Source organism: Stenotrophomonas sp. 05L44_2 (genome assembly GCF_056665995.1).
In genome coordinates this window covers 1-2,461 of the sequence record NZ_JBFTNR010000629.1, presented here as the reverse complement: position 1 = coordinate 2,461, position 2,461 = coordinate 1, and the positions used below count along the sequence as shown (strand labels likewise).

3 protein-coding genes are annotated in these 2,461 nt (G+C 66.1%); 2 read left to right on the top strand and 1 reads right to left on the bottom strand.

The window, feature by feature from the left end; translation table 11 throughout:
- On the top strand, nucleotides 1–483 hold a 483-nt coding region (locus AC1VAN_RS18440), incomplete at its 5' end, for a hypothetical protein (RefSeq protein WP_480986402.1).
- A gap of 77 nt (nucleotides 484–560) precedes the next feature.
- Complete coding sequence (locus AC1VAN_RS18435) at nucleotides 561–1,769, top strand: MFS transporter (protein WP_032976221.1); 1,209 nt, start codon at nucleotides 561–563, stop codon at nucleotides 1,767–1,769.
- 91 nt (nucleotides 1,770–1,860) lie between these two features.
- Here AC1VAN_RS18435 and AC1VAN_RS18430 read toward each other — a convergent pair whose 3' ends face one another.
- Nucleotides 1,861–2,148: a barstar family protein gene (locus tag AC1VAN_RS18430; RefSeq protein WP_032976222.1), complete on the bottom strand. Its 288-nt coding sequence runs from the start codon at nucleotides 2,146–2,148 to the stop codon at nucleotides 1,861–1,863.
- Nucleotides 2,149–2,461: the final 313 nt, after the last annotated feature.

Here is a 2,461-nt window from a genome sequence, read left to right as displayed (position 1 = left end):
ACAATACACGCTTGCACCGGGGAGATCGCAATGGACTGGGTAGAACGTGCACGCATGCTGGCGGTGGAGGCCCATGCCGACCAGGTCGACAAGGCAGGGCACCCCTACATCGGCCACGTTGGCCGGGTGGCCGCTGCCGTGCGCGGCGATGATGAAGCAGAGGCGGTGGCCTGGCTGCATGATGTGATCGAGGACTGCCCGGCCTTCGCTGGGCAGGTGCAGGCCTTTCCCGCCCCGTTGCAGGACGCGGTCCGGCTGCTGAGCCGGACGCCTGCGGCGGATGCCGACACGTACTACGCACGAATTTCGGCGGATCCGCTGGCACTGAAGGTCAAGCTGGCCGACATCGCCGACAATGCCGATGAAGCGCGGCTGGCATCGCTGGATGCCGCCACCGCCGAGCGCCTGCGTGACAAATACCGACGGGCCTTGGCGGCGCTTGGCCAGCAGGCCACGCCGGCAGCACCACCCATCGAACACTGATTTACCCCCAGCCCGGCTGATGCCTGTTGCGGTGCAGCAGTACAATGGGGCGCCTCCCCGCCCCTTTGCGCCCCCGAATGAGCCCCAACTCCCCTCTGGCCGCTCGGCTGACGCCGCGCCAGCGTACCCTGATCATCCTCGCCCTGTCGTTGGGCGGCTTCGCCATCGGCACCAGTGAATTCGCCAGCATGGGCCTGATGCTGGAGATCAGCCGCGGCCTGTCGATCAGCGAGACGCAGGTCGGCCACCTGATCAGCGCATACGCCATCGGCGTGGTGGTGGGCGCTCCGATCCTGGCCTTCGTCGGCGCCAGCTTCCCGCGCCGCAAGCTGCTGCTGGCGTTGATGGGGTTCTATGCCGTCGGCAATCTGGCCAGCGCGTTGGCGCCGAACTACGGCACGATGCTGGTGGCGCGCTTCGTCGCTGGCCTGCCGCATGGCGCCTACTTCGGGGTGGCGATGCTGGTGGCGGCAGCGATCAGTCCGGCCGGCCAGCGCGGCCAAGCAATGTCGCGCGTGCTGTTGGGGCTGTCGGTGGCGATCCTGATCGGCAATCCGCTGACCACCTGGCTGGGCCAGCAGCTGAGCTGGCGTACCGCCTTCGCCCTGGTCAGCGTGTTGGCCATCGCCACAGTGGCGATGATCGCGCGCTTCCTGCTACCCGATCCGGATGAGGTGCGGACCTCGCCGATGCGCGAGCTGCGCGCATTCAACACCCCCCAGGTATGGCTGGCGCTGTCTATCGGTGCGGTGGGCTTTGCCGGCATGTTCTGCGTGTTCACCTACCTGGCACCGACACTCGTGCAGGTGACCGGCGTGGCCGAGTCGTGGATGCCGCTGGCAGTAGGCGTGTTCGGCATCGGTGCGATCATCGGCAACATCGCTGGTGGCTGGCTGGTCGACAAATTCCACTTCAAGGCCGCCGCCGTGGTGCTGGTGTGGTCGATCGTGATGCTGCTGCTGTACCCGCTTGCTGCAGAATCGGTGTGGACCATCGGCCCGATGATCATCACCGTGGGCACGATGGGCGCCCTGGCTGCGGTGTTGCAGACGCGCCTGATGGACGTGGCCGGCGAGGCGCAGACCCTGGCCGCCGCCTCCAACCATGCGGCGTTCAATACCGCCAATGCGCTCGGCCCGTGGCTGGGCGGCATGGCGATCAGCGCCGGCTTCAGCCCGGCCACCACCGGTTACGTAGGTGCGGCGACGGCGGTCGGCGGCCTGCTGCTGTGGTGCGTGTCGGTGATGCTGGAGAAGCGCAGGATTGCCATCGCCGGCAGCCGCTGAACTGCGCACGGTTCGTCAGCCGTCGCCCAGGCGACGGTGTTGCCCTGGAGGCAACAGGCAGCACCACGCTGGCAGCGGCTGCACACCGCACCTACCGCAGGCAATAGCTGAAGCGTTCGTCCAGTGCCATGGCCTCATCCTGGCGCTGCACCCGCTCAAGTACGTCGACGATCTGCTGGAAGCGAGGCCCCAGCGCCTCTCTGGAAACCTGATGGCCGTTCCAGGTCAGCTGCAGCGGGCGCTCGACGCTGGCACTCAGCAGATCCCAGAGGGCGTCGAGATTGTTCCCATAACCGCGCTCGACACCCAGTGCGAGCGCCAGCGTCTCGTGGAATGCCCGCTCGCTGTGGATGCGGTTGCCGTCCAGTTCGATGTCCATTGCGAGCTACTCCGTTGCCAGCGGCGAGTGGAAATTCAAACTGCATGCTATCCCAGCCGCATGCGCAGTCCTGAAGCGTAGCAGCGGACCTCGTTGACTTCGCCACCGCGCTGGCCTGACAGCCTCATCACGGTGGGAAAACGAGGATGGAGACACCTGTCTGCAACCGAGAACACCATGCCGGACACCGGCCACTTCGCCATCCATGCCTTCGAGGCCGCGTTCAATATTTCCGGCGACGTGGAGCGAATCATTTCGCTTACCGTGTCATGCCGTCATTGTGCGGAAATCACCTGCGCCCAGGATGCAAACC

Coding starts and splice junctions, on each gene's coding strand:
- AC1VAN_RS18435 (WP_032976221.1), top strand. CDS start 561: ATGAGCCCCAACTCCCCTCTGGCCGCTCGGCTGACGCCGCGCCAGCGT.
- AC1VAN_RS18430 (WP_032976222.1), bottom strand. CDS start 2,148: ATGGACATCGAACTGGACGGCAACCGCATCCACAGCGAGCGGGCATTC.